The organism is Staphylococcus sp. HMSC36A10, assembly GCF_001838845.1.
Taxonomy (GTDB): domain Bacteria; phylum Bacillota; class Bacilli; order Staphylococcales; family Staphylococcaceae; genus Staphylococcus; species Staphylococcus aureus.
Genome location: NZ_KV839088.1, coordinates 183,228 through 188,114, shown reverse-complemented (window position 1 = coordinate 188,114; position 4,887 = coordinate 183,228). Strand labels below are relative to the sequence as shown.

Sequence of the window (4,887 nt, the reverse complement as noted above, 5' to 3'; positions counted from 1 at the left end):
AATTAAAAGGAGGAGCCTTAAAATCCAGAGAGATGGTACTTTACATCAATCGTAACACTAGAACAACGAAAGGATATTTTATAGTAGGTGAGATAACTAAAGATAAAAAGGGATACGTCCATGATAAAGATAAAAAATACCCTGTCAAGATGGAGCATAATCAAATTATCCCAACAAAACCTATAAAGGACGAGAAGTTAAAAAAAGAAATTGAAAACTTCAAGTTTTTTGTACAATATGGCAGCTTTAAAGATTTTAAAGATTATAAAAATGGGGATATTTCATACAATCCAAACGTACCAAGTTATTCGGCAAAATATCAATTAAGTAATGATGATTATAATGTCCAACAATTAAGAAAAAGATATGATATACCAACGAAACAAGCACCAGAACTATTGTTGAAAGGTGATGGAGATTTAAAAGGTTCATCCATAGGCTCTAAAGACTTAGAATTTAACTTTGTAAGAAATAAAGAGGAAAATATATATTTTACTGATTCTGTACAATATACTCCAAGCGAGGATGATAAATCGTGAGTCAAACTGTATAGGGTTAATAGAAATTTGGAATGAAAATTCCATAAAGTGTTCAAAATAATTTTTCGCTTTAGATGTATAAATTAAAGATTGAGTCAGTATTAAAAATGTAAGGTGGAGAAATGATGATTCATTCAAAAAAATTAACGCTCGGTATATGTTTGGTATTACTCATTATATTGATTGTAGGTTATGTCATTATGACAAAAACAAATGGTCGAAACGCTCAAATTAAAGAAGCATTTAATAAAACATTAAATGTGTATCCAACCAAGAATCTTGAAGACTTTTACGATAAGGAAGGTTTTCGCGATCAAGAATTTGATAAAAGAGATAAAGGGACTTGGATTATTAATTCTGGAATGTACATCCAATTAAAAGGAGGAGCCTTAAAATCCAGAGAGATAGTACTTTACATCAATCGTAACACTAGAACAGCTAAGGGATATTTTTTAATAAGTGAGATAACAGAAGACAAAAAAGGATACGTCCATAATAAAGAAAAAAAATACCCTGTCAAGATGGAACATAATCGAATTATTCCAACGAAGCCCATAACGGATGATAAGTTAAAAAAAGAGATTGAAAACTTTAAGTTCTTTGTACAATATGGCAACTTTAAAGATTTTAAAGATTATAAAGATGGGGATATTTCATACAATCCTAACGTACCAAGTTATTCCGCAAACTATCAATTGAATAATGATGATTATAATGTCCAACAATTAAGAAAACGATATGATATATCAACCAAAAGGGCACCTAAATTAAAATTGAGAGGATCTGGCGATTTAAAAGGCTCATCCGTAGGTTCTAAAGAACTAGAATTTAACTTTATAAGAAATAAAGAAGAAAATGTGTATTTTTCTGATAGTATTAATTTCAAACCTACTGAATAGAGTTAATAGAAGTTTGAAATGAAAATTTCATAAAGTGTAAAAAAATTTTCTCTTTAGATGTATAAATTAAAGATCGAGTCAGTATTTAAAATATAAGGTGGAGAAATGATGATTCATTCAAAGAAATTAACGCTCGGTATATGTTTGGTATTACTCATTATATTGATTGTAGGTTATGTCATTATGACAAAAACAAATGGTCGAAACGCTCAAATTAAAGAAACATTTAATAAAACATTAAATGTGTATCCAACCAAAAATCTTGAAGACTTTTATGATAAAGAAGGCTTTCGTGACGAAGAGTTTGAAAAAGGAGATAAAGGTACTTGGATCATTTATTCTGAAATGGTTATCGAGCCAAAAGGGAAAAATATGGAAACGAGTGGAATGGTGCTTTATATCAATCGCAATACTAGGACAACAAAAGGTAATTTTATTGTCAATGAAATTACAGATGATAACGATGGTAGACCCATTGATAATAAAAAGAAATACCCTGTAAAAATGGAACATAATAAAATCATACCAACGAAGCCACTACCGAATGACAAGTTAAAAAAAGAGATTGAAAACTTTAAGTTCTTTGTACAATATGGCAACTTTAAAGATATTAATGATTATAAAGATGGTGATATTTCATATAATCCTAATGTACCAAGTTATTCGGCAAAATATCAATTGAATAATGATGATTATAATGTCCAACAGTTAAGAAAAAGATATGATATTCCAACCAAACAAGCGCCGAAACTATTATTGAAAGGCGATGGAGATTTAAAAGGTTCATCCGTAGGTTCTAGAAGTCTTGAATTTACCTTTGTCGAAAATAAAGAAGAAAATATCTTTTTTACAGATTCAGTTGAATTTACTCCTAGCGAGGTTGATAAATCATGAGTCAAACTGAATATCAAATAAAACCTGATAATATAACAAGTAACTCTGAAGAAACAAGTTCGATATCTAAAGTGAGCTGTGAAATATAGGTAGTCATTTCAAAAAATTTAAAGGTGAATTTGATAATGTAGCTCAAGGGGATTGGGTTAAAAAGGCGAAGAATGAACTTGATGATATTAATAAGAAATTAAAAAATATTCAAAAAACGGAAATTTAATATTCTAGCTGATTCCAGAAGCTAAGTCAGCGTGTGTTCATTCATGCCATTATTTATATTAGCAACACAATAAAAAAGCTTCTAATGTGATACAGGAACCTCATATTCCGCATCATGTTAGAAGCTTTTAATGTCTAAAGAACATCTACATTTTATCATATTTTCTGACTTATTAAACTTTTATATAATTAACTATTTCTTAATTTTCCAAAATAGTGATAAATTTGTGAAAAACATCACAAATCACTTTATTTATTTGGAAATTCATGTAATATTAGACTTGTAAGAAGTTAATAAATAGAGAGAGACGAGAGAGTTTATATAAATACTATATAAACATTGGAGTGATGATTATGAGAAAAGAGATTGAAGCGCTTATTTTCTCAGACGTAAGTAGCTATGATATTTACGTGAACACTGGTGTAAATCAAGGATTAATTGGTGACATTAAAGATGGTTACCTAACTATTGATTCTATGCCTTACATTGATGCTGAGCGTTTGTATCACTTTGCTATGGAACGTAAATCGTTAGTCACTAACTAGTTCTTATTGCCAATGATTACTACCCCTAGTCTGCGGCAATTGAAGTGTGATTGATGTAACTTGCCCTCGTTGGTGAGCAATTGAGGGCAGACCCCTTTAATTAAGTAAACCCTAACTCCCCACAAATCTGGAACGATACTAAAAGCCACGTCCTATATTGGATGTGGCTTTAGTCTTGCTTATATTATTTTTAGAACGATTACCTACAAGATTTACATATAAAATTCTATCATGTCTGCTATATATAAACGAAATGATATTAGAATCCTTCATTTTCAACTTGTTTAAAATTACGTTTAATGCCGTTATAAGAATATACAACATTATATAATTTTACTTGGGCGTCATGGACACTTGAGAAGGGCATTCTTACATCGTCCATATTTTTAACTTCGTGTCGAAATGCTTTTTCAGCTTTTTGTCTTTCTGCAAGCGACATATTTAACCATTCTTCTTTGCTAAATAAATCTTCGAATCGAAAATCAAATGCGGTTCTTTTACTTTCTGCTCTTAATGCTAAAACACGCTCATGATATGTCACATTTTATTCCTCCCTCTAATCATTCAATCGAATGATAAATCACAGTATTAACTTTAGTACTAATATAATGTTTTTACAATAAAGAAGTGACGATTTTTCAACATTTTTAAAAATAAAAAATATGAACAACGATTAATTGTATATTTCGAATGGCTTGAAATGTAATTTATCCATGAAAATGAAGCGAGTTATTATGACCGTTATATGAATTGTGATACGCTTTTTAAAAGTAATATGTATTTATGATTTACCCTAAAAAAATAAAAAGAATCAAAGGAGTCGATCATTATGACAGTATTAACAGATAAAGTAGCAGTAGTTACAGGTGCAGGTAGTGGTATTGGAGAAGCAATCGCTACATTATTACATGAAGAAGGGGCAAAAGTTGTCTTAGCAGGTAGAAATAAAGAAAAATTGCAAAACGTAGCGAATCAATTGTCACAAGATAACGTTAAAGTAGTTCCAACAGATGTCACGAATAAAGAAGAAGTCGATGAATTGATTAAAATTGCACAACAAACATTTGGCAGTTTGGATATTGTCATCAATAGTGCGGGACAAATGTTGTCGTCTAAGATTACTGATTATCAAGTAGATGAGTGGGATAGTATGATTGATGTGAATATCAAAGGCACTTTATATACGGCACAGGCGGCATTACCAACTATGTTAGAACAATCAAGTGGTCATCTTATTAACATCGCATCTATTTCTGGCTTCGAAGTAACTAAAATAAGTACGATTTATAGTGCGACGAAAGCAGCAGTTCACACTATTACTCAAGGATTAGAAAAAGAGTTGGCAAAGACAGGCGTTAAAGTAACAAGCATTTCACCAGGAATGGTAGATACAGCAATAACTGCCGCATATAATCCAAGTGATCGTAAAAAGCTTGATCCACAAGATATTGCAGAAGCGGTATTGTATGCATTAACACAACCGAGTCATGTTAATGTGAATGAAATTACAGTGCGTCCTGTATAAAAAGGTGTTTGAGACGTGGGGGATAGGCGTTTAATGTAACAGCTATCGATTTTGTTAATGTTAGTAAGGCAATAATGACATGAGGGCATAATAGGCAATTATTCCTTGTACAATTCTCAGTAATTGGTGATTTTAACAATCAAGTTAATGAAGGCGACGATGTTAGTGTTATGGTTTATAATCTATAATGTTCGTAATTACAGATTACAAAAAATTTTCATTTTCCACCACATTTTAGGAGTTACTTTAATGAACAAAAAACATGTTT

At 30.8% G+C, this 4,887-nt stretch carries 8 protein-coding genes; 5 read left to right on the top strand and 3 right to left on the bottom strand.

Annotated elements, in window-relative coordinates; translation table 11 throughout:
• The 3 genes from HMPREF3247_RS04765 to HMPREF3247_RS04755 all read left to right on the top strand — a co-directional run.
• Window positions 1–539, top strand: a 539-nt coding sequence (locus tag HMPREF3247_RS04765; RefSeq protein WP_070866195.1) for a tandem-type lipoprotein, incomplete at its 5' end; no start/stop codon positions are given.
• 125 nt (window positions 540–664) lie between these two features.
• The gene (locus HMPREF3247_RS04760) at window positions 665–1,438 is read left to right on the top strand and encodes a tandem-type lipoprotein (RefSeq protein ID WP_024946870.1); all 774 of its coding nucleotides are present in this window, start codon (window positions 665–667) and stop codon (window positions 1,436–1,438) included.
• Window positions 1,439–1,546: 108 nt separating this feature from the next.
• Window positions 1,547–2,332: a tandem-type lipoprotein gene (locus tag HMPREF3247_RS04755; protein WP_001566809.1), complete on the top strand. Its 786-nt coding sequence runs from the start codon at window positions 1,547–1,549 to the stop codon at window positions 2,330–2,332.
• Between the two features lie 13 nt (window positions 2,333–2,345).
• Here the strand turns inward: HMPREF3247_RS04755 and HMPREF3247_RS04750 are convergent, their stop codons facing one another.
• Window positions 2,346–2,468 (bottom strand): hypothetical protein, encoded by a 123-nt coding sequence (locus tag HMPREF3247_RS04750; RefSeq protein WP_031788452.1) that lies wholly within the window; start codon window positions 2,466–2,468, stop codon window positions 2,346–2,348.
• 434 nt (window positions 2,469–2,902) lie between these two features.
• On the opposite strand from HMPREF3247_RS04750, the gene HMPREF3247_RS04745 reads away from it, so the two are divergent.
• Complete coding sequence (locus HMPREF3247_RS04745; protein ID WP_001224379.1) at window positions 2,903–3,094, top strand: hypothetical protein; 192 nt, start codon at window positions 2,903–2,905, stop codon at window positions 3,092–3,094.
• Window positions 3,095–3,232: 138 nt separating this feature from the next.
• On the opposite strand, the gene HMPREF3247_RS04740 is transcribed toward HMPREF3247_RS04745, so the two are convergent.
• Both HMPREF3247_RS04740 and HMPREF3247_RS04735 read right to left on the bottom strand, forming a co-directional pair.
• On the bottom strand, window positions 3,233–3,418 hold the full coding sequence (locus tag HMPREF3247_RS04740; protein WP_031866199.1) for a hypothetical protein: 186 nt from the start codon (window positions 3,416–3,418) through the stop codon (window positions 3,233–3,235).
• On the bottom strand, window positions 3,354–3,635 hold the full coding sequence (locus HMPREF3247_RS04735; RefSeq protein ID WP_000220931.1) for a single-stranded DNA-binding protein: 282 nt from the start codon (window positions 3,633–3,635) through the stop codon (window positions 3,354–3,356). Before HMPREF3247_RS04735 ends, HMPREF3247_RS04740 begins: the two co-directional genes overlap by 65 nt.
• Window positions 3,636–3,923: 288 nt before the next feature.
• Here HMPREF3247_RS04735 and HMPREF3247_RS04730 point away from each other — a divergent pair, with 288 nt between their 5' ends.
• On the top strand, window positions 3,924–4,619 hold the full coding sequence (locus HMPREF3247_RS04730) for an SDR family oxidoreductase (protein ID WP_000217465.1): 696 nt from the start codon (window positions 3,924–3,926) through the stop codon (window positions 4,617–4,619).
• Window positions 4,620–4,887: the final 268 nt, after the last annotated feature.

What these genes read in the sequence shown, in the direction of transcription:
- HMPREF3247_RS04760 (WP_024946870.1), top strand. Translation starts at nt 665, where the DNA reads ATGATTCATTCAAAAAAATTAACGCTCGGTATATGTTTGGTATTACTC.
- HMPREF3247_RS04755 (WP_001566809.1), top strand. Translation starts at nt 1,547, where the DNA reads ATGATTCATTCAAAGAAATTAACGCTCGGTATATGTTTGGTATTACTC.
- HMPREF3247_RS04745 (WP_001224379.1), top strand. Translation starts at nt 2,903, where the DNA reads ATGAGAAAAGAGATTGAAGCGCTTATTTTCTCAGACGTAAGTAGCTAT.
- HMPREF3247_RS04740 (WP_031866199.1), bottom strand. Translation starts at nt 3,418, where the DNA reads ATGTTGTATATTCTTATAACGGCATTAAACGTAATTTTAAACAAGTTG.
- HMPREF3247_RS04730 (WP_000217465.1), top strand. Translation starts at nt 3,924, where the DNA reads ATGACAGTATTAACAGATAAAGTAGCAGTAGTTACAGGTGCAGGTAGT.